Below are 19,401 nucleotides of genomic sequence, written 5' to 3'. Positions count from 1 at the left end.
CGACTGGCACGACACGCAGCAACCTCGTCACACCGGCCCGCCAAGCGCGCACTGCTGCGCGCGGGCCTCACCGTCACGGCCGCGGGCGCCGCGCTCGGGGTGGGCGGCGCGGGTGCCGCCGCCGCGGTGGAGCCGGGACCGGCGGCGGCGCCCGCAGGGTTCGCCACGCCGCTCGGCGCCGTCGACGCGGGGATGCCCCTCCAGGTCCTCTCGTCGGCCGTGCACCACTCGACGGCGGGTGGGCTCGGGCCGGTGAAGAACCTCCAGCTCGACCCGCTGGCGAACACGAGCGCAGACCCGCTCGACAACACGCTCGGCACGCAGATCGCCGACTTCAAGCCGGTCAGTACGGGGTTCGTCACCGGCCCGCTGACCCAAGGCGCTTCGCTGGCCGACCTGCCCGCGCTTGGCCCGGTGACGAAGCTGCTGCCCGGCTAGTCGGCGGTGGCGGCCCCCGTCTCCGTCGGCGGCTCCGGGTTCGTGCGGGAGGACCGCAGCGGCACCTCGCGGATCAGCCAGGCGGCCGCGAAGGTGGCGGCGCACAGGACGGCCGTACCGGCCATGACGCCGTGCAGTCCGCCGGTGACCCCGGACCGGAAGGCGTCCCGCACCGGTTCGGGCAGGCCGTGCAGGACCGCGGGGGTCAGCTCGTGGCCGCCCGCGAGACGCTCGCCGTCCGGGCCGAGCCGGTCGGTGACGGTGTCGGTGACGCGGCCGGTGTAGACCGAGCCGAGCACGGCGACGCCGAGCGAGCCGCCGACGGTGCGCAGCAGCGTGGTGGTGCCGCTCGCGGCTCCCAGGTCGCGGGGTTCCGCGCTGTTCATGGTGATCAGCAGCGACGGCTGCAACAGGCAGCCGAGGCCCGCGCCGAGCACGAACGTGAGCGCGGAGGCGACGGGCGTGGCCGTGTCCACGTCGACCGTAAGCAGGGCGAGGGCGCCCACCGTGGCGATGGCGCCGCCCGCGATCGGGTACGCGCGGTACCCGCCGCCGTTGCCGACCGCCCGCCCGATGTATAGCTGCGCGCCCATCATGCCCAGCATCAGCGGGAGCAGCAGGAGGCCGCTCGCCGTCGACGACTGGCCGCGGACGAACTGCATGTACTGCGGCAGATAGCTGGCGGCGCCCAGCATCGCCGCGCCCGCGAGGAAGGTGAGTACCTGCGCGAGCGTGAAGTTGCGGTCGCGGAACAGGCGGGGCGGGATGACCGGTTCCGGGGCGCGCCGTTCCACCCGTGCGAAGGCGGCGAGCGCGGCCACCGCGAGCAGCGTGAGCGAGCCGATCTGCGGGGAGAGCCAGTCGTACGTCGCGCCGCCCCAGGTCCCGAGCAGCGTCAGGGCCAGGATGCCCACCGTGAGCAGAGCGGCGCCCGCGACGTCGATACGGGCCGTGCTGCGCTCGCCGCGCACGTGGACGAGGAGGCCGACGATCAGGAGCGCGGCCACGCCGACCGGCACGTTGACGTAGAAGACCCAGCGCCAGTCCAACTGGTCGGTGAGGAAGCCGCCGAGCAGCGGGCCGCCGATCATCGCGACGGGCAGCAGCACACCGATCATGGACTGTGCGCGGCCCGCCTGCGCGGGTGGCAGCAGCGTCCCGATGAGCGCCATCGCCCCCACGAAGAGCCCACCCGCGCCGAGTCCTTGCAGGGCGCGGAAGGCGATCAACTGCTCCATGTTCTGGGCGAGTCCGCAGAGCACGGAGCCGACGAGGAAGACCGTGATCGAGGTCTGGTAGTTGCCCTTGCGGCCGTAGAGGTCGCCCAGCTTGCCCCAGATCGGGGTGGAGACGGCGGCGGTGAGCAGATAGGCCGTCACCACCCAGGAGAAGTGACCGAGGCCGCCGAGGTCACCGACGATCGTCGGGAGCGCGGTGCCGACGATCGTGCCGTCGAGCGTCGCCAGGATGATGCCGAGGAGCAGTCCGAGGAGGGCGAGGCGGGAGGGGGGTTCCGGGGCGCTGGGGGTGCTGGGGGTGCTGGGGGTGGCGGGCGCGGTGGTTTCCGTGCGCTGGTTCATGGCGTCCTCGCGATGGGTGACGTGACGTCAGGCGGCGTACGGGCGGACGGCCTTCGCGTCGCGCAGTGCAAGGGCCCACCAGGCGAGCTGGTCGAGCATGGTCTTGACGGCGGCGTCGCTGGCCGGTTCCGTCATGCGCCCGTCCGCGTCGAACAGGCCCCAGGCGTTGTGCAGGCTGACCGTGTTGCGGATGGTCGTCGCGTTCAACTCGGCCATGACGACCCGGAGATGCTCGACCGCACGCAGCCCTCCGGAGATCGCGCCGTAGGAGACGAAGCCGATCGGCTTGGCATGCCATTCCCCGTTGTGCCAGTCGATGGCGTTCTTCAGGGACGCCGGGTAGCTGTGGTTGTACTCCGGTGTGATGAAGACGAAGGCGTCGGCCGCCGCCAGACGCGGGGTGACCAGCGCGAGGGCCTCGGTGGTGCCGGGTGCGGGTGGTTGCCCGAAGGCGGGGAGGACCGCGGGCAGCGGGGTCTCGGCGAGATCGACGACGTCGACGTGCATGTCGTCGCGCTGGTCGAGGTGGCCTTTGACCCAGCGGGTGACGACGGGGGCGAAGCGGCCCTCGCGGGTGGAGCCGACGATGACGGCGATACGGAGCTTCTGCGGCTGAGTACTCATGGGGACCCCCTGGTGTGGACGACCTGGTGTGGACGACCTGGTGTGGACGGCCTGGTGTGGACGACACGGTCGTGTACGCCGTATCGGTATGCGTACAACGTACACACCAATGTGTACGGCGTCCACAAGGGATACGCTGTACGCATGGTCACGCAGAAGAAGGACAGCCCGGAGGTCACCCTCTGGGAGCGCCTGGAGCGCCCCGCGTCCGCGCCCCGCACCACCCTGACTCCGCAGCGCATCGCCACCGTCGCGGTCCAGGTCGCCGACGCCGAGGGCATCGCGGCCGTCACCATGCGCCGCCTCGCCACCGAGCTCGGCGTCGCACCCATGGCCGCGTACCGCCACGTCTCGGGAAAGGGCGACCTGCTGGCGCTGATGGTCGACACCGTCTCGGCCGAACTGGGGCCGCCCGCAGAGGTGACGGGCTGGCGCGAGGTGCTGCGGGAGTCCGCGCACGCGACCCGCGAGATGACGCTGCGTCACCGGTGGATGGCCGAACTGCCCACTCCGCTGCACGCGTTGACCCCGAACCGGTTCGCGTCCGCGGAGCGTCAGCTCGCCGCGCTCGACGGGCACGGTCTGGACGTCGACACGCTGATGGTCGTCTTCCGCACCGTCACCGCCTATGTGGGCGCCATGGTCCGGTCCGAGGTGGCGCTGAGCGAGTATCTGCGGCAGCAGGACTGGCAGAGCCCGGACGACATGCGGCGCGGCCTCGCCCCGCAGATGAACTACCTGATCGAGACCGGGCGTTACCCCACCTACCGGCGCTACATCCACGAGGCGCGGCGCAAGGACGACCCCGCGTGGGAGTTCGAGACGGGCCTCGACTGCGTGCTCGACGGGATCGCGGCGCGGTTCGGCCTGTGAGCACCTGTGAGCGCCTGTGAGCACCTGTCCGGCGGACACGGACCGGCATGACATCCGGCATGACATCCGGCATGACGAAGCCCCGGCCTCCTGGACGGAGGAGACCGGGGCTTCGCGGTGCGGGAGGCCGGGAGTGGCCCGTACTAGTACGCCGAGCCGGACGCGCCGAGCGAGCCCGTCGGGTGCCAGACCGTCTTGGTCTCCAGGAAGGCCGTCAGACGGTGCGTGCCGGGGTCGGCGGAGAAGTCCACAGGCTGTGGACGCAGCACGCGCTTGAGGTTGTCCGCGGCGGCGATCTCCAGATCGCGCGCCAGGTCGGCCCCGGCGCCCGTCAGGTCGATCGCGTTGACGTCCTGGTGGGCGGCGAGCGGGGCCGCGATCTCGGCGGTCTTGCCGGTCAGGATGTTGACCACGCCGCCGGGCACGTCGGACGTCGCGAGGACCTCCCCGAGGGACAGCGCGGGCAGCGGGGACTTCTCGGCGGCGATGACGACGGCCGTGTTGCCCGTCGCGATCACCGGGGCGAGCACTGACACGAGGCCGAGGAACGACGACTCCTGGGGCGCGACAACCGCGACCACACCGGTCGGCTCCGGCGTCGAGAGGTTGAAGAACGGGCCCGCCACCGGGTTCGCCCCGCCCACGACCTGGGCGATCTTGTCGGTCCAGCCCGCGTACCAGACCCAGCGGTCGATCGCCGCGTCCACGACCGCGGTGGCCTTGGGCTTGGAGATGCCCTCCGCGTCCGCCACCTCCCGTACGAACTGGTCCTTGCGGCCCTCCAGCATCTCCGCGACGCGGTAGAGGACCTGGCCGCGGTTGTACGCGGTCGCGCCCGCCCAGCCGCCCTGCGCCGTGCGGGCGGCCACCACGGCGTCACGCGCGTCCTTGCGGGACGCCAGCGGCGCGTTGGCGAGCCACGTGCCCTTCGAGTCCGTCACTTCGTACACCCGGCCGCTCTCGGAGCGGGGGAACTTGCCCCCGACGTACAGCTTGTAGGTCTTGAGAACCGTGAGTCGGTCAGACATCGAGGTACGCCTCCAGGCCGTGCCGGCCGCCCTCGCGGCCGTAGCCCGACTCCTTGTAGCCGCCGAACGGCGAGGTCGGGTCGAACTTGTTGAAAGTATTGGCCCAGACGACGCCCGCCCGGAGCTTGTTCGCGACCGCGAGGATGCGCGAGCCCTTCTCCGTCCAGATGCCGGCGGAGAGCCCGTACTGGGTGTTGTTGGCCTTGGCGACCGCCTCGTCCGGCGTGCGGAAGGACAGCACGGAGAGCACCGGGCCGAAGATCTCGTCGCGGGCGATGGTGTGCGCCTGCGTGACGTTGGTGAAGAGCGTCGGCGCGAACCAGTAGCCGGAGGACGGCAGGTCGCACGGGGCCGACCAGCGCTCGGCGCCCTCCGCCTCACCGGTCTCGGCGAGCGCGGTGATGCGGGCGAGCTGCTCGGCGGAGTTGATGGCGCCGATGTCGGTGTTCTTGTCGAGCGGGTCGCCCAGGCGCAGGGTGGAGAGGCGCCGCTTCAGCGCGTCGAGCACCTCGTCCTGGACCGACTCCTGTACGAGGAGGCGCGAGCCCGCGCAGCAGACCTGGCCCTGGTTGAAGAAGATCCCCGTGACGATGCCCTCGACCGCCTGGTCGATGGGGGCGTCGTCGAAGACGATGTTCGCGCCCTTGCCGCCCAGTTCGAGCGTGACCTTCTTGTCCGTGCCCGCGACCTGGCGCGCGATGGCCTTGCCGACGGCGGTCGAGCCGGTGAAGGCGACCTTGTTCACGTCGGGGTGGGAGGTCAGCGCCGCGCCCGCGTCGCCGTACCCGGGAAGGATGTTGACGACGCCCTTGGGCAGGCCCGCCTGGCGGCAGATGTCCGCGAAGAAGAGGGCGGAGAGCGGGGTGGTCTCGGCGGGCTTCAGGACGACCGTGTTGCCGGTGGCGAGCGCCGGGGCGATCTTCCAGGCCAGCATCAAAAGCGGGAAGTTCCAGGGGATGACCTGGCCCGCGACGCCGAGCGGCGCCGGGTTCGGGCCGTACCCCGCGTGGTCGAGCTTGTCGGCCCAGCCCGCGTAGTAGAAGAAGTGCGCGGCGACCAGGGGGAGGTCGGCGTCGCGCGTCTCCTTGATGGGCTTTCCGTTGTCGAGGGTCTCCAGGACGGCCAGCTCGCGGCTGCGCTCCTGGATGATCCGGGCGATGCGGAAGAGGTACTTGGCGCGCTCGGCGCCCGGCAGGGCCGACCACTTCTCGAAGGCCCTGCGGGCGGCCCGCACGGCGCGGTCGACGTCTTCGGAGGAGGCCTGCGCGACTTCGGAGAGGACCTCTTCGGTCGACGGGGAGACCGTCTTGAAGACCTTGCCGTCGGCGGCCTCGGTGAACTCGCCGTCGATGAACAGGCCGTAGCTGGGCGCGATGTCGACGACGGAGCGGGACTCCGGCGCGGGTGCGTACTCGAAAGGAGTGGAGGTCATGGGTCAGTCCACCGTCACGTAGTCAGGGCCGGAGTAGCGTCCTGTGGCCAGCTTCTGGCGCTGCATCAGCAGGTCGTTGAGGAGCGACGAGGCACCGAAGCGGAACCAGTGGTTGTCCAGCCAGTCGGGCCCGGCCGTCTCGTTCACCAGGACGAGGAACTTCACCGCGTCCTTGGTGGAGCGGATGCCGCCCGCGGGCTTCACACCGATCTGCACGCCGGTCTGCGCGCGGAAGTCGCGGACGGCCTCCAGCATCAGCAGCGTGTTGGGCGGGGTGGCGTTGACGCCGACCTTGCCGGTCGAGGTCTTGATGAAGTCGGCGCCCGCGATCATGCCGATCCAGCTGGCGCGCTTGATGTTGTCGTACGTCGAGAGCTCACCGGTCTCGAAGATGACCTTCAGCCGGGCGGTGCCCGAGGCCTCCTTCACGGCCCGGATCTGCTCGAACACCGTCATGTAGTCGCCGGAGAGGAAGGCTCCCCGGTCGATGACCATGTCGATCTCGTCGGCGCCCGCCGCGACGGCCTCGCGCACGTCGCCGAGCTTCACGTCGATGGCGGCGCGGCCCGCGGGGAAGGCGGTCGCCACGGAGGCGACCTTCACGCCGCTGGACCCGACGGCCTCCTTCGCGGTGGCGACCATGTCCGGATAGACGCAGACGGCCGCGGTGCGCGGGGTCTCACGGTCGGTCGGGTCCGGGTGCACGGCCTTCGCGCCGAGCGCCCGGACCTTGCCCGGAGTGTCGGCGCCCTCGAGCGTCGTCAGGTCGATCATCGAGATGGCCAGGTCGATGGCGTACGCCTTCGCCGTGGTCTTGATCGAACGGGTACCGAGCGAGGCGGCACGCGCCTCCAGGCCGACCGCGTCGACGCCGGGCAGCCCGTGAAGGAAGCGGCGGAGCGTGCTGTCGGACGCTGTCACGTCAGCGAATGCAGTGGGCATGGTCACGAGGGGAGCATATCTACGCGCGTAGCTGCTGTACAGGGGTGGGGTGCTCGCCGGGGTGGGTGGGTACCGGCGCTGGGGGGCCGGGCGGGCTTCAGGCAGAATCAGGGTATGAGCGACCCCCAGAACCCCGTGGCGGAGCCCGCGTACAAGGACCGCACCTTCCGGTCCCCCGCCGGCATCGCCGGCGGCGTCCTGCTGCTCGCCCTGGGCGCCTGGCTCGGCATCGACGCCGCCGTCCGCGGCGAGGGCCGCGCCCCGTGGCTCGCGCTCGCCGGGCTGCTGCTCGCGGTGCCGCTGGTCGTCGCGTACACCGTGCGGCCCGTCGTGTACGCCAACGACGACCGGCTCCGCATCCGCAACCCGTTCCGCACCATCACGCTGCCGTGGGCCTCCGTCGCGACGCTCCGCTCCGGATACTCCAACGAGGTCCTGACCGGCACCGGCGCCAAGTTCCAGCTCTGGGCGATCCCCGTCTCGCTGCGCGGCCGCAAGAGGGCGGCGCGCAGGCAGTCGCAGGCCGCCGCGGCCGGCGACCCGACGACGGGCCGCACCTTCCTCGACCCCAACGCGCCGTCCACGCGCTCCGCGGGCGACCAGTCCATGGACGACCTCCGCGAACTCGCCGAACGCCAGGCCGCCGAGGAGTCCGCGCAGGGCGAGCCGGTGGTGCGCTGGGCGTACGAGATCATCGCGCCGGCCCTCGCGGGTGCGGTGCTGCTCGCGGTGCTGCTCGCTGTGACGTGACGTGACGTGACGTGACGTGACGTGACGTGACGTGACGTGACGTGACGCGGTCGGGGCGGGGCTGACCGTCGTACTACGGCGGGCCCAGCCACCCCAGAAGCATGTGGCCGCCGAACGCCGCCGAACCGAGAGCCCCCACCGTCAGCACCGTCACCATCACCCGCGTCCTCGCCCGCGCGAGCGCCGCGGCGAGCGGCAGCAGCAGCGGGAAGCCGGGCAGCAGGAAGCGGGCCCGCGGGAAGTAGACCCCGCTGCTGCCCAGGACGATCAGCAGCAGCAGGCCGGTGAACAGGAGCAGCGGCAGCGGCTGCCGGTCGCCCGCGGAGAGTGCGAAGAGGACCACCGCGCCCAGCAGCGTCACCGTCACCATGGCCAGGAACAGCGGCGGCCGCTCGACCACGAGTACGCCCTGCATGCGACGGAGCGTCTCCACGCCGCCGTCCCAGTCGTTGCGCCACAGCTTCTGCACGGCGAAGTAGCCGTCCCAGCGGCCCAGGCGCAGGCCCACCCACGCGACGTACGCGAGCCAGCCGAGCGGGGCGAGCAGGGCGCCGAGGACGGGGCGCAGGGGGTGAGGGGAGGGGTGCAGGGAAGGGTGGGGCGAGCGGGGTACGGAGAAGCGGCCCCAGAGCGACAGGAGCGCCGTCACGGACACCGCCGCGGCGAGCGCCACCCCCGTGGGACGGGTGAGCCCCGCGAGCGCGGCCAGGGAGCCCGCCCACACGTAGCGGCCGGTGAGCACCGCGAACAGCGACCACGCGGTGAGCGCCGTGAAAAGCGACTCCGTGTAGCCCATCCACTGCACCAGGGCGACCGGCAGGCTGCCCCAGAGAACCGCGAGGACGACTCCGGCCCGGCGGCCGTACAGCCGGTCGCCCACCGCGAAGATCCCCCACGCCGCGAGGAAGGAGCAGACCAGCGCGACGCCCAGGCCCGCCGCGCCGCGCGGCAGCCAGGGGAACAGCGTGTCGCCCGCCCTGACGAGCATCGGGTGCAGCGGGAAGAACGCCAGGTTGTTCGCGTCGATCCGGTCCCCGAGGGTGTGCGCGTACCCGTGCGCGGCGATCCTCAGGTACCAGTCGCAGTCCCAGGACCTCATCAGCAGGTGCCGGACCCCGCGGTGCTCCCGGTGCGCCCACTCGGTGAGGACCAGCAGGCCCAGGGTGCGCACGGCCGCGTACGCGAGGAGCGCGGGGGAGGCGTGCCGCAGGGCCCGGACCACGCGCCCCCCGAAGCCCGCGGGCGGGCGGGCGACGCTGCCGGGGCCCCTGGACGGGGGTACGGGTACGGGTACGCGGGACGGGGCGGCGGTGGCGGTCGAGGACTCGGAGATTCCGTACGGCACTGCGGCAGCTCCCGGAACGTGATCGTGCGCTACCGGTCGTCCCTTCCTGGGGGACCGGCAGCGCACCGGATCACTGCGGCAGCTGCGCTAGCGGAACCACTCGCACGGGTGGCTGTGGCGGTTCCGGGGGCGGCGCGTGGTGGTGCGCCGCCGTCAGATGCCCGCGGCCGCCGACAGGTCGCGCTTGATCGTCGCGAGCGTCCGGGCCGCCTCGGCGCGCGCCGCGGGGAGGTCCGCCGTGGACGCCACCGGGACCACCACCTCCAGGTAGCACTTGAGCTTCGGCTCCGTGCCGCTCGGGCGCACGATCACCCGGGCGCCGTCGAGCGTGTAGCGCAGGCCGTCGGTGGGCGGCAGGGCGTCCGTGCCCCGCGTCAGGTCCTCCGCCTTCGTCACGGGCAGGCCCGCGAGCTCCGTCGGCGGCTGCTCGCGCAGGCGGCGCATCGCGTCCGCGATCAGGGATAGGTCCTCCACGCGCACCGACAGCTGGTCGGTGGCGTGCAGTCCGTGCTCCACGGCCAGGTCGTCGAGGAGGTCGAGGAGCGTACGGCCCTGCTCCTTCAGCTCGGACGCGAGCTCCGTGAGGAGCAGGGCGGCGGTGATGCCGTCCTTGTCGCGTACGCCCTCGGGGTCCACGCAGTAGCCGAGCGCCTCTTCGTAGCCGTAGCGCAGGCCGTCCACGCGGGCGATCCACTTGAAGCCGGTCAGGGTCTCCTCGTACGGGAGGCCCGCCTTCTCGGCGATCCGGCCGAGCAGCGAGGAGGAGACGATCGACTCGGCGAAGGTGCCGCGGGCGCCGCGGCCGACCAGGTGCGCGGCGAGCAGCGCGCCCACCTCGTCGCCCCGGAGCATCCGCCAGCTGTTGCTGTTGCTGTTGCTGTTGCTGTTGCTGTTGCTGTTGCTGTTGCTGTTGCTGTTGCTGTTGCTGTTGCTGTTGCTGTTGCTGTTGCCGTTGCCGTTGCCGTCACCGTCCCTGACCGCTGCCGCGCAGCGGTCCGCGTCCGGGTCGTTGGCGATGATCAGGTCCGGGGCGGGCGTGGTGCGGGACGCCGTCGCGAAGGCCAAATCCATCGCGCCCGGCTCCTCCGGGTTCGGGAACGCGACCGTGGGAAAGTCCGGGTCGGGCTCGGCCTGCTCGGCGACGAGCGTGGGCGCGGGGAACCCGGCGCGGGCGAAGGCGGCCAGGAGGGTGTCCTTGCCGACGCCGTGCATGGCCGTGTAGACGGCGTGGGCGGTGCGCGGGGAGCCCGGGGCCAGGACGGCGTCCGTACGGGCCAGGTAGGCCGCCAGGACGTCGTCGGAGAGGGTTTCCCAGCCCGCCTCGGGGCGCGGTACGTCGTTCAGGCTCGCGATGGCGTCGATCTCGGCGGCGATCTCCGCGTCGGCGGGCGGCACGATCTGGGAGCCGTCGCCGAGGTACACCTTGTAGCCGTTGTCGCGCGGCGGGTTGTGGCTGGCCGTGACCTCCACGCCCGCGACCGCGCCGAGGTGCCTTATGGCGAAGGCGAGCACGGGGGTCGGCAGGGGGCGGGGCAGGACGGCCGCGCGGAGACCGGCGCCGGTCATCACGGCGGCCGTGTCGCGGGCGAAGTCGGCGGACTTGTGGCGGGCGTCGTAGCCGACGACGACCAGGCCGCCCGTCTGCCCCTTCGCCTTGAGGTACGCGGCGAGGCCCGCGGCGGCGCGGATGACCACGGAGCGGTTCATGCGCATGGGGCCCGCGCCCAGCTCGCCGCGGAGGCCGGCGGTGCCGAACTGGAGGGTGCCGGCGAAACGGGCCGTCAGTTCGGCGGTGTCCTCGGCGTCGATGAGCTTGGCCAGCTCTTCGCGGGTCTCGGGATCCGGGTCCTCGGCCAGCCAGGCCTGGGCACGTGCGATGAGTTCGGTGTCCTGCACGGGTTCTTCAGCCTCTCGTGGTGCGGGGCGTGGGCGGCTGCGGATGGGGGGCATTTGCTCATGCCCCTACTCCCGCTGAACGTCGCGGGGCAAACGGGTGGGTGGGTGGGTGGGAGGACTAGCCTCCCGCCCCACCGCGGGAGCGCCCCGCCCGTTAGATCCGGCCCAGCACCTTGCCGAGGAGTTCGCCCATGCGCGTCGCGCTGTCGCGGCCCGCCTGGAGGACTTCCTCGTGGTTGAGCGGCTCGCCGGTCATGCCCGCCGCGAGGTTCGTGACGAGGGAGATGCCGAGGACCTCCGCACCCGCCTCGCGCGCGGCGATGGCCTCGAGGACGGTCGACATGCCGACCAGGTCCGCACCGATCGTGCGGGCCATGCGGATCTCGGCGGGCGTCTCGTAGTGCGGGCCGGGGAACTGCGCGTAGACGCCCTCTTCGAGGGAGGGGTCGATCTCCTTGCAGAGGGTGCGCAGCCGCGGCGAGTACAGGTCCGTCAGGTCGACGAAGTTCGCGCCGACGATCGGGGACGTCGCCGTGAGGTTGAGGTGGTCGCTGATCAGCACCGGCTGGCCGGGGCGCATGCCCTCGCGCAGGCCGCCGCAGCCGTTGGTCAGGACGATGGTCTTGCAGCCTGCGGCCACGGCGGTGCGGACACCGTGCGAGACGGCGGCCACGCCACGGCCCTCGTAGTAGTGGGTGCGGCCCAGGAAGACCAGCGCGCGCTTGTCGCCGATCTTGATGGAGCGGATGCGGCCGCCGTGGCCCTCGACGGCCGGCGGCGGGAAGCCGGGCAGCTCGGTGACGGGGAAGTCCGCCTCGGGCTCGCCCAGCGCGCCGACGGCGGGGGCCCAGCCGGAGCCCATCACGAGGGCGACGTCGTGGGTCTCGGCGCCCGTCAGCTCACGCAGGCGCGCGGCGGCGGCGTCGGCGGCGGCGTAGGGGTCGCCCTGGATGTGGTCCGGAATAACTGAAGCGTTCACGCGGACGAGAGTAGCCGCTCAGGGCCTACGCGCGTAGATGACGATGCTTACGGGATTGCGATCGTTGTCTTGTCGTTTCCGACGAGGGCGATCGCAGCCGTGGTGGCCGCAGCCGTGGTGGCCGCAGCCGTGGTGATCGCAGCCGTGGTGACCGCAGCCGGTACCCGGGGCCTTCGCGGCTAGCAGGGGCGCTTGCGCAGTTCCATCACGTAGTCGTGGGGGGCGCCCGCCGACTCCGCCGCGTCGGCCAGCTCGCCCAGGTACCGCGCCGAGGGCAGCCCGCCCTCGTATCCGTTGAGGACGTACACCCAGGCGGGTTCCTCGCCCTCCAGCGTGTCGATGCGGACCCGCATGCGCCGGTAGATGTCCATGCCCACGCCCTCCCACCGGTCCATGGAGTCCTCGTCCATGGGAGCGATGTCGTAGAGCGTGACGAAGACCTGGGAACGGGGCGCCTCGACCAGCGTGGCGAGCGCGCCTTCCCAGCCCATGTGCTCCCCGCCGAACGTGAGCCGCCAGCCGGTCAGCCAGCCGGTCGCGCGCAGCGGTGAGTGCGGGGCGCGGCGTGACATGAGCCGCGGATCCAGATTGCCGGCGTACGCGGCGTAGAGCGACATGTGGTCGAGGGTACGGCAGCAATCACGTAGGCCCCTCACGTAGCGGGAGGACCGCTCGCACGGGGGCGGTGCCACGGACGGAGGGCCCCCGCGCGTGAGCACCTTGAAGCGTGCGGGACAATGGAGTACGTGACTCGGATCGTGATCATTGGCGGCGGACCCGGCGGATACGAGGCGGCCCTTGTGGCCGCCCAGCTCGGCGCGGAGGTGACCGTCGTCGACTGCGACGGTCTGGGCGGGGCGTCGGTGCTCACCGACTGCGTGCCGTCCAAGACTCTGATCGCCACGGCCGAGGTGATGACCACCTTCGACTCCTCGTACGAGGAGCTGGGGATCATCGTCGCGGACGACACCCCCCACATCGACACCCCCGCGCGCGTGGTCGGTGTCGACCTGGGCAAGGTCAACCGCCGTGTGAAGCGGCTCGCGCTCGCGCAGTCCCACGACATCACCGCGTCCGTCACGCGGGCCGGTGCGCGCGTGCTGCGCGGTCGCGGCCGTCTGGAGGGCCAGCAGGACACCGACGGCTCGCGCAAGGTCGTGGTGCGCGCCGCCGACGGCAGCGAGGAGACCCTCGTCGCGGACGCGGTGCTGCTGGCGACCGGCGGGCACCCGCGCGAGGTCCCGGACGCCCAGCCCGACGGCGAGCGGATCCTGAACTGGACCCAGGTGTACGACCTGGACGAGCTGCCCGAAGAGCTCATCGTGGTCGGCTCGGGCGTGACGGGTGCCGAGTTCGCCGGCGCCTATCAGGCCCTCGGGTCCAACGTCACGCTCGTCTCCAGCCGGGACCGCGTGCTGCCGGGCGAGGACCCGGACGCCGCCGCCGTCCTTGAGGACGTCTTCCGTCGCCGCGGCATGAACGTCATGTCCCGCTCCCGCGCCGCCTCCGCCAAGCGGGTCGGGGACCGGGTCGAGGTCACGCTCAACGACGGCCGCGTCATTTCCGGCACGCACTGCCTGATGGCCGTCGGCGCCATCCCGAACAGCAGCGGCATGGGCCTGGAGGAGGCCGGGGTCAAGCTGAAGGACTCGGGTCACATCTGGACCGACAAGGTCTCGCGGACCTCCGCCCCCGGTGTGTACGCCGCCGGTGACGTGACCGGGATCTTCGCGCTGGCCTCCGTCGCCGCCATGCAGGGCCGCATCGCGATGTACCACTTCCTGGGCGACGCGGTGCAGCCGCTGAATCTGAAGGCCGTCTCGGCGAATGTCTTCACCGACCCGGAGATCGCGACCGTCGGTTACAGCCAGGCCGATGTCGACGGCGGCAAGATCGACGCCCGCGTCGTCAAGCTGCCGCTGCTGCGCAATCCGCGCGCGAAGATGCAGGGCATCCGCGACGGTTTCGTCAAGATCTTCTGCCGGCCGGGAACGGGGATCGTGGTCGGCGGTGTGGTCGTAGCACCGCGCGCCTCGGAACTGATCCATCCCATCTCGATCGCGGTCGACAACAATCTGACGGTCGAGCAGATCGCGAATGCGTTCACCGTGTACCCCTCGCTTTCGGGGTCGATCGCCGAGGTGGCGCGTCAGCTCCACACGCGGAAGACGGCGGGCGAGGGCTGATCCGGGCCGCGGCCTGAAACAACTCTTTGCAGGTCACGGAGTGTTGTCGCCCATTCGCGCGGCATAGGCGCCGGGCGTAAGCACCTATACCACTTCCCACCCTGTCGTGCGAACAACTTCTGTAATTCGGCGCAAACTGCTGAAAGCAGACGGTCGTTGGGGTTACTGTCAGTTTCGTGTTCGCTGCAGAACGTCGCCAATTGATCCTCGAAATGGTGCGGGCCAACGGGGCGGTATCGCTCCGTGAGCTCGCCCGCGTCGTCCAGACCTCCGAAGTGACCGTACGGCGGGACGTGCGCGCGCTGGAGGCAGAAGGACTCCTCGACCGCCGACATGGCGGTGCGGTATTGCCGGGCGGATTCACGCGGGAGTCCGGCTTTCCGCAGAAATCACATCTCGCGACCGCCGAGAAGACGGCTATCGCCGATCTCGCGGCGGGTCTCGTCGAAGAAGGCGAAGCCATCGTCGTCGGGGCGGGTACGACCACGCAGGAGCTGGCCCGACGGCTCGCGCGGGTTCCCGGCCTGACCGTCGTCACCAACTCCCTGCTGGTGGCTCAGGCGTTGGCCCATGCCAACCGGGTCGAAGTCGTCATGACCGGCGGCACCCTGCGCGGCTCGAACTACGCGCTCGTGGGAAGCGGTGCCGAGCAGTCCCTCCAGGGGCTGCGGGTGACCCGCGCGTTCCTGTCGGGCAGTGGTCTGACCGCGGAGCGCGGCCTCTCCACGTCCAACATGCTCTCCGCGAGCGTGGACCGCGCGCTGGTCCAGGCGGCGGCCGAGGTCGTGGTCCTGGCGGACCACACCAAGCTCGGCACCGACACGATGTTCCAGACGGTGCCGACGGACGTCATCACGCGCCTGGTCACCGACGAGCCACCGGGGCACGACGACCGTGCGGCAACGGAACTGCAGGCCCTGGCCGACCAGGGCGTGCAGATCGCGGTGGCGGGCGGTGCCGTCGGCCCTAACGCGGGGCCCGGTCCCGACGCGGTCCAGAAGGGGCGCCAGCCGCGCCGGGACGTGCCCCTGCCGGGTCAGCGCCGCAACCACGGCGCGGGACCGGGCCAGCAGCTCCGGAGCGCCGTCCTCGGGGAGCAGCCGCCCGGGGAGCGGGCCGCGCGCGTCGCCGACCTGCGCCGCCGCTGAGCCGGACGGCTGGTGTGGCGGGTGGCGTGGCAGGTGGTGTCACGCCGCCGCCTGCCCGTCCGCCTTGAGAGTTGCCCGTCAGCTTTCAGAGCTGCCGGTCAGCTTTCAGAGCTGCCCGCCCGCCTTCAGAGCTGTCCGTCCGCCTTCAGGCCCCGCAGGGTCAGCGTGAGCAGGCGGTCGGCCAACTCCGGATCGTCCGGGGTCTCTTCGGCCGCCAGCGAGATCGCGTTGGTCAGCTGGAGCAGGTCGGAGATGGAGACGTCGGGGCGCACGGTCCCTGCCTCCTGGGCGCGGGCGAGCAGTGCCGCGCCCGCCTCGCGCATCGGCTTGCTGCACCGCGCGAGCGCCGAAGTGTCGTCGTGCGACGCCGACATGAGGGCGCTCGACAGACCGCGATACTCACCCGCATGAGTGATGATGGCGCGCAGCCACACCACCAGTGCGGCGCAGGGCTGCGGGTCGTCGAGCAGCGCGTGCGAGCGCGCGAGCAGATCGCTCACCGCGTCCTCCCACACCGCGCTCATCAGCGCGTGCCGGTTGGGGAAGTGCCGGTAGAGCGTGCCGATGCCGACGCCCGCCCGGCGCGCCACGTCCTCCAGGGACGTGCCCGTGCCGTGCTCGGCGAAGGCGGAGCGCGCCTCGGCGAGGAGCCGGTCGTAATTGCGGCGGGCGTCGGCCCGCATGGCCCGCGCCGACTGTGCCGTCTGCTGCGGCGTTCTCGCCTGCTGGCCCGTGCCGGTGGTCATCCCCGCACCCTTCGTGAACGTACGCGTACCTCAAGGATGCCACTGACCGCGCGGCCCCCACGGGTGAGGGCGGGGGTGCGGGCGGGTCCGGTCAGGGCTCCCCGCGGGTGAAGAACGCGTCCAGCTCGGCCCTGGCCCTGCGCTCGCGCCGGTGCGGCGGCAGGGCGCCCCCGCGCAGGTTCCGGGTCAGCCACAGGACCAGCGGATACGTGACGCAGGTGCCGATGAGCGCACCGCTCAGCACTCCGGCGGCCAACTCGCTCATGATCATCAACTCGCCTTCGTGTGGAGCTTTTTGGGGGTTTTGCCAGAATTGGCCGAGTTCGGATGGTGGAAGCCGTCGCGGGCCGTGTCGATCATCGTGGCGCCGTTGTCCGGCACCACCGCGCCATAACCGAGCAGCCGCCAGCGGACGTCCACGGCGTCGCTCTCGTAATACGGCACCGGGCCCGCCGCCGACGGCACCAGGAGCGGCGCGGGCCGCCGTGCGCAGGCGTGGCAGGCGGCGACCTCCTCGACGCCGTCCGGGATGTCCGGTGCGTCCGGGAGCGCCACGCGCGCGTGCCCGCGCTCGTGCAGCGGGTTGAAGTAGCAGGGCGGATCGGGCCGCAGCGGCTGTTCCGTCACCAGGGCCGCCAGGGCGCGCATCCCGATGCGGCTGAACTCGACCGCCGCCACCAGTTCCCCGAGGGCGTACGCGGAGTCGTAGGCGGGGTCCGGGCTCCGCGGCCCGTCGCAGGCCGGGCGGATCACCGAATTGCTCGCCTGGATGGCCGCCGTGACGGCGAAGGAGGCGAGCTCGGCACGGAGTTGCCCCGCGAGCGAGCAGGTGTGGTGCAGGGTGTCGCCGAGCGCGGCCGCGTCGCTGAGGAGCTCCGCGCGCCGCTCGGCGTCCGGGCGCAGGGCCTCGGGATCGCCCCCCGGATCCGGCAGCGGTGCGCGCCAGTCGGGCGCGGGCCGCGGCAGGGCGAAGGTGTAGGGGCGGCGCCTGCCAAGCGGCAGGTGCGTGAAGCGGCGCAGGAGCGCCACGGAGAGGCCTGCGGCAAGGCCCAGGACGAGTCCCGCCTCGTAGCGCTGCCCGGCATGGGCGGTCGCCGCGAGCCAGCCGCCGGTGGTGATGGCGCCCGCCGCGGCGAGCAGGCCGAATATGTCCCCCGTGCGTTTCACTGAAGTCCCCCCGTGGTCTTCGGTTCTACGGGGGGAGGACGCGGGGCGGGAGCGGGGTGGTTGCGCCGAAATCACCCGGAGGGGCTGAGAATTCAGCCCCTCCGGCGATTGAGGAGCGGGGTCCGGGGCGGAGCCCCGGGAGACCTCGCGCCGTCGAAGGTCAGTCCTTGATCTCGCAGATCACCGCACCGGAGGTCAGGCTCGCGCCCACCTCCGCGGTGAGGCCCTTGATGGTGCCCGAGCGGTGCGCGTTCAGGGGCTGTTCCATCTTCATGGCCTCCAGGACGACGATCAGGTCGCCCTCGTTGACCTCCTGGCCCTCCTCGACCGCGACCTTGACGATCGTGCCCTGCATGGGCGAGGCGAGGGTGTCACCGGAGGCGGCCGGGCCGGACTTCTTGGCCGCGCGCCGCTTGGGACGGGCGCCGCCCGCCGCCGCGGTGCGCGCGATGGTCATGCCCAGCGAGGACGGCAGCGAGACCTCGAGGCGCTTGCCGCCCACCTCGACGACGACCGTCTCGCGGCCCGGCTCCTCGTCCGTCTCGGTGTCCGAGGCGGACGTGAACGGCGGGATCTCGTTGACGAACTCCGTCTCGATCCAGCGGGTGTGGATGGTGAACGGGTCGCTGGAGCCGGTCAGCTCCGGCGCGAACGCCGGGTCCTTGACGACCGCACGGTGGAAGGGGATGGCGGTGGCCATGCCCTCCACGGTGAACTCCTCCAGCGCCCGCGAGGCACGCTGCAGCGCCTGCTCGCGGGTCGCGCCGGTGACGATCAGCTTGGCGAGCAGCGAGTCCCAGGCCGGGCCGATGACCGAGCCGGACTCCACGCCCGCGTCCAGGCGGACGCCGGGGCCGCTCGGCGCGGCGAACGTGGTGACGGTGCCGGGCGCGGGCAGGAAGCCACGCCCCGGGTCCTCGCCGTTGATGCGGAACTCGAAGGAATGCCCGCGCAGCTCGGGGTCCCCGTAGCCGAGCTCCTCGCCGTCGGCGATGCGGAACATCTCGCGCACCAGGTCGATGCCGGCGACCTCTTCGGTGACCGGGTGCTCCACCTGCAGGCGGGTGTTGACCTCCAGGAAGGAGATCGTGCCGTCGACGCCGACGAGGAACTCGACGGTGCCCGCGCCCACGTACCCGGCCTCCTTGAGGATGGCCTTCGACGCGGCGTACAGCTCGGCGTTCTGCTCGGGCGTCAGGAACGGCGCGGGCGCCTCCTCGACGAGCTTCTGGTGGCGGCGCTGCAGCGAGCAGTCACGGGTCGAGACGACGACCACGTTGCCGTGCTTGTCCGCCAGGCACTGGGTCTCCACGTGCCGCGGCTTGTCGAGGTAGCGCTCGACGAAGCATTCGCCGCGGCCGAAGGCCGCCACGGCCTCGCGGACCGCGGACTCGTACAGCTCGGGGACCTCTTCGAGGGTGCGGGCGACCTTCAGGCCGCGCCCGCCACCGCCGAAGGCGGCCTTGATGGCGATGGGCAGGCCGTTCGCCTCGGCGAAGGCCACCACCTCGTCGGCGCCCGACACGGGGTCGGGGGTACCGGCGACCAGCGGGGCACCGGCGCGCTGCGCGATGTGCCGCGCGGCGACCTTGTCACCCAGGTCGCGGATGGCCTGCGGCGGCGGGCCGATCCAGTTCAGGCCCGCCTCGATGACGGCCTGCGCGAAGTCGGCGTTCTCCGAAAGGAAGCCGTAGCCGGGGTGGATGGCATCCGCCCCCGCGTCCTTGGCCGCGGCCAGCACCTTGGAGATGTCCAAGTAGCTGGTGGCCGGAGTGTCACCGCCCAGCGCGAACGCCTCATCGGCTGCCCGTACATGCAGAGCGTCCCGGTCCGGGTCTGCGTAGACGGCTACGCTCGCGATCCCTGCGTCCCGGCATGCCCGAGCAACGCGGACAGCGATTTCGCCACGGTTGGCGATGAGCACCTTGCGCACGATGGCTCCCTCCTTGAAACAAGCCGAGTTTAGGGACTGCCGACACGGGCTTACGACCCGTCCCCAATGGTGAGCTTGCCCACACGGAGTGTGACTCGAGGCCGGCTAGGTCCGCGAAATCCCTTGTCGTACCGGAGTAGACGGGGTCTCTCCACGGCAGCGTAGCCCGCCGGTGTGGTCAAGGTCTCTGTGTGTCCGCGCTGCGGCGGCACGGCTTTCTTTGTGGAGTCCCTACGAATGGCTCAACGATTCTTTGCCTGTGGCACAGCTCTTGTCCCGGGGTTTACCCGTTAGTAGCGTTCGCCGTGGCTCGAACGTACTTGGGGTAACAGCA

The 19,401-nt window shown here is 71.7% G+C and carries 18 protein-coding genes; 5 read left to right on the top strand and 13 right to left on the bottom strand.

Annotated features, from left to right (window positions below; all coding sequences use genetic code 11):
* The first annotated feature begins 3 nt into the window (after positions 1-3).
* On the top strand, positions 4-438 hold the full coding sequence (locus ABZ953_RS03550; protein ID WP_361717032.1) for a hypothetical protein: 435 nt from the start codon (positions 4-6) through the stop codon (positions 436-438).
* Here the strand turns inward: ABZ953_RS03550 and ABZ953_RS03545 are convergent.
* A complete protein-coding gene (locus ABZ953_RS03545) occupies positions 435-2,018 on the bottom strand; it encodes an MDR family MFS transporter (protein ID WP_361716047.1) in 1,584 nt (527 codons plus the stop codon). The two genes, ABZ953_RS03550 and ABZ953_RS03545, sit on opposite strands and share 4 nt — an antisense overlap.
* Positions 2,019-2,045: 27 nt before the next feature.
* Positions 2,046-2,642 carry an NAD(P)H-dependent oxidoreductase gene (locus ABZ953_RS03540; RefSeq protein WP_361716044.1) on the bottom strand — a complete coding sequence of 199 codons (597 nt, stop codon included), beginning with the start codon at positions 2,640-2,642 and terminating at the stop codon, positions 2,046-2,048.
* 144 nt (positions 2,643-2,786) lie between these two features.
* Between ABZ953_RS03540 and ABZ953_RS03535 the strand changes: the two genes are divergently transcribed.
* Entirely contained in the window at positions 2,787-3,515 is a 729-nt protein-coding gene (locus ABZ953_RS03535; RefSeq protein WP_361716041.1) for a TetR/AcrR family transcriptional regulator C-terminal domain-containing protein, read from the top strand.
* Positions 3,516-3,658: 143 nt separating this feature from the next.
* Here ABZ953_RS03535 and ABZ953_RS03530 read toward each other — a convergent pair whose 3' ends face one another.
* From ABZ953_RS03530 to deoC, 3 genes are read right to left on the bottom strand one after another with little or no spacing between them, the layout of a single operon-like run.
* Positions 3,659-4,543 carry an aldehyde dehydrogenase family protein gene (locus tag ABZ953_RS03530; RefSeq protein WP_361716038.1) on the bottom strand — a complete coding sequence of 295 codons (885 nt, stop codon included), beginning with the start codon at positions 4,541-4,543 and terminating at the stop codon, positions 3,659-3,661.
* The gene (locus ABZ953_RS03525; RefSeq protein WP_361716035.1) at positions 4,536-5,975 is read right to left on the bottom strand and encodes an aldehyde dehydrogenase family protein; all 1,440 of its coding nucleotides are present in this window, start codon (positions 5,973-5,975) and stop codon (positions 4,536-4,538) included. The genes ABZ953_RS03530 and ABZ953_RS03525 overlap by 8 nt, the downstream gene beginning before the upstream one ends.
* A 3-nt stretch (positions 5,976-5,978) precedes the next feature.
* Entirely contained in the window at positions 5,979-6,917 is a 939-nt protein-coding gene (gene deoC, locus ABZ953_RS03520; protein WP_361717029.1) for a deoxyribose-phosphate aldolase, read from the bottom strand.
* 114 nt (positions 6,918-7,031) lie between these two features.
* On the opposite strand from deoC, the gene ABZ953_RS03515 reads away from it, so the two are divergent.
* Positions 7,032-7,667, top strand: a complete 636-nt coding sequence (locus tag ABZ953_RS03515; protein WP_361716032.1) for a PH domain-containing protein — start codon at positions 7,032-7,034, stop codon at positions 7,665-7,667.
* 73 nt (positions 7,668-7,740) lie between these two features.
* On the opposite strand, the gene ABZ953_RS03510 is transcribed toward ABZ953_RS03515, so the two are convergent.
* From ABZ953_RS03510 to ABZ953_RS03495, 4 genes are all read right to left on the bottom strand, one after another.
* The gene (locus ABZ953_RS03510; RefSeq protein ID WP_361716029.1) at positions 7,741-9,012 is read right to left on the bottom strand and encodes a hypothetical protein; all 1,272 of its coding nucleotides are present in this window, start codon (positions 9,010-9,012) and stop codon (positions 7,741-7,743) included.
* 153 nt (positions 9,013-9,165) lie between these two features.
* Positions 9,166-10,908 (bottom strand): phospho-sugar mutase, encoded by a 1,743-nt coding sequence (locus tag ABZ953_RS03505; RefSeq protein WP_361716026.1) that lies wholly within the window; start codon positions 10,906-10,908, stop codon positions 9,166-9,168.
* Between the two features lie 154 nt (positions 10,909-11,062).
* Positions 11,063-11,887 (bottom strand): purine-nucleoside phosphorylase, encoded by an 825-nt coding sequence (locus ABZ953_RS03500; protein ID WP_361716023.1) that lies wholly within the window; start codon positions 11,885-11,887, stop codon positions 11,063-11,065.
* A 179-nt stretch (positions 11,888-12,066) separates the two neighbouring features.
* Entirely contained in the window at positions 12,067-12,504 is a 438-nt protein-coding gene (locus ABZ953_RS03495; RefSeq protein WP_361716020.1) for a gamma-glutamylcyclotransferase, read from the bottom strand.
* A 120-nt stretch (positions 12,505-12,624) separates the two neighbouring features.
* Here ABZ953_RS03495 and ABZ953_RS03490 point away from each other — a divergent pair, with 120 nt between their 5' ends.
* On the top strand, positions 12,625-14,073 hold the full coding sequence (locus ABZ953_RS03490; protein WP_361716017.1) for an NAD(P)H-quinone dehydrogenase: 1,449 nt from the start codon (positions 12,625-12,627) through the stop codon (positions 14,071-14,073).
* A gap of 176 nt (positions 14,074-14,249) precedes the next feature.
* Entirely contained in the window at positions 14,250-15,221 is a 972-nt protein-coding gene (locus ABZ953_RS03485; RefSeq protein WP_361716014.1) for a DeoR/GlpR family DNA-binding transcription regulator, read from the top strand.
* 125 nt (positions 15,222-15,346) lie between these two features.
* Here the strand turns inward: ABZ953_RS03485 and ABZ953_RS03480 are convergent, their stop codons facing one another.
* The 4 genes from ABZ953_RS03480 to ABZ953_RS03465 all read right to left on the bottom strand — a co-directional run bounded on the left by ABZ953_RS03480 (position 15,347) and on the right by ABZ953_RS03465 (position 19,067).
* Positions 15,347-15,904 carry a helix-turn-helix domain-containing protein gene (locus tag ABZ953_RS03480; RefSeq protein ID WP_361717026.1) on the bottom strand — a complete coding sequence of 186 codons (558 nt, stop codon included), beginning with the start codon at positions 15,902-15,904 and terminating at the stop codon, positions 15,347-15,349.
* A gap of 154 nt (positions 15,905-16,058) precedes the next feature.
* On the bottom strand, positions 16,059-16,232 hold the full coding sequence (locus ABZ953_RS03475) for a hypothetical protein (RefSeq protein WP_361716011.1): 174 nt from the start codon (positions 16,230-16,232) through the stop codon (positions 16,059-16,061).
* Positions 16,233-16,237: 5 nt separating this feature from the next.
* Entirely contained in the window at positions 16,238-17,134 is an 897-nt protein-coding gene (locus ABZ953_RS03470) for a hypothetical protein (RefSeq protein ID WP_361716008.1), read from the bottom strand.
* Positions 17,135-17,294: 160 nt separating this feature from the next.
* Positions 17,295-19,067, bottom strand: a complete 1,773-nt coding sequence (locus ABZ953_RS03465; RefSeq protein ID WP_361716005.1) for a biotin carboxylase N-terminal domain-containing protein — start codon at positions 19,065-19,067, stop codon at positions 17,295-17,297.
* Positions 19,068-19,401 lie beyond the last annotated feature (334 nt).

The organism is Streptomyces sp. NPDC046465, assembly GCF_040646035.1.
Taxonomy (GTDB): domain Bacteria; phylum Actinomycetota; class Actinomycetes; order Streptomycetales; family Streptomycetaceae; genus Streptomyces.
The sequence above is the reverse complement of the archived record's forward strand: the minus strand, read 5'-3'. Positions and strand labels throughout refer to the sequence as shown.

Bases quoted from the DNA above. Each gene is read 5' to 3' on its own strand.
- ABZ953_RS03545 (WP_361716047.1), bottom strand. From the start codon at position 2,018: ATGAACCAGCGCACGGAAACCACCGCGCCCGCCACCCCCAGCACCCCC.
- ABZ953_RS03540 (WP_361716044.1), bottom strand. From the start codon at position 2,642: ATGAGTACTCAGCCGCAGAAGCTCCGTATCGCCGTCATCGTCGGCTCC.
- ABZ953_RS03535 (WP_361716041.1), top strand. From the start codon at position 2,787: ATGGTCACGCAGAAGAAGGACAGCCCGGAGGTCACCCTCTGGGAGCGC.
- ABZ953_RS03530 (WP_361716038.1), bottom strand. From the start codon at position 4,543: ATGTCTGACCGACTCACGGTTCTCAAGACCTACAAGCTGTACGTCGGG.
- ABZ953_RS03525 (WP_361716035.1), bottom strand. From the start codon at position 5,975: ATGACCTCCACTCCTTTCGAGTACGCACCCGCGCCGGAGTCCCGCTCC.
- deoC (WP_361717029.1), bottom strand. From the start codon at position 6,917: ATGCCCACTGCATTCGCTGACGTGACAGCGTCCGACAGCACGCTCCGC.
- ABZ953_RS03515 (WP_361716032.1), top strand. From the start codon at position 7,032: ATGAGCGACCCCCAGAACCCCGTGGCGGAGCCCGCGTACAAGGACCGC.
- ABZ953_RS03495 (WP_361716020.1), bottom strand. From the start codon at position 12,504: ATGTCGCTCTACGCCGCGTACGCCGGCAATCTGGATCCGCGGCTCATG.
- ABZ953_RS03490 (WP_361716017.1), top strand. From the start codon at position 12,625: ATGGAGTACGTGACTCGGATCGTGATCATTGGCGGCGGACCCGGCGGA.
- ABZ953_RS03480 (WP_361717026.1), bottom strand. From the start codon at position 15,904: ATGCGGGCCGACGCCCGCCGCAATTACGACCGGCTCCTCGCCGAGGCG.
- ABZ953_RS03475 (WP_361716011.1), bottom strand. From the start codon at position 16,232: ATGAGCGAGTTGGCCGCCGGAGTGCTGAGCGGTGCGCTCATCGGCACC.